The 530-nt window shown below is 36.4% G+C and carries 1 protein-coding gene; it reads left to right on the forward strand.

The genetic code is table 11. The features are described from left to right. The coding region (locus A3766_RS30975; RefSeq protein WP_197479520.1) for a hypothetical protein at window positions 1-530 on the forward strand (530 nt) is incomplete at both ends.

Genomic DNA, 530 nt, shown 5'->3' on the forward strand with positions numbered 1-530 from the left:
AAAATGACAACTGAAATTATAACTGCACTTATTACACTACTTACCGTTGCCACCTTTACTGTCTGGTACAAGGTATATAAGGAAATTACAAATCCCGCGATAAGAGAACATGAATCACCAACCAATCGTGTAACGAAAATTGCTTGTCGCCCTGAATTTGATCTCCAGCGTAAGCTAGTTAACATTCAGACTCAAATCAAAAAAGAACTATCTACACCTGAAATTAGCAAACATATAAAGAAAGCTAACACTAACGAAATGAGGAACGATAAGTTCCGTTGGATAGATTTGCCTTACCTAAAGTTCGACTGTTTAGATGCACCTGATATGAGCACTTATAGCCAGTTTGCATCAATTAAAGATTTTGGAAGCGAAGACGTAAAAGAAGAAAGTGTACAAGAAAGGTTTTTGCCTAACTTTAAATATGATTTAGCTGAAATATCGATTGACTCAAAAACATTTTGCTGGAGTAAGGCGTTCGTAAAGCCCGATGCAGTGTTCTATGACAAGGATAAGGATGAGTACATTGT

This window comes from Oleiphilus sp. HI0132, from assembly GCF_001635845.1.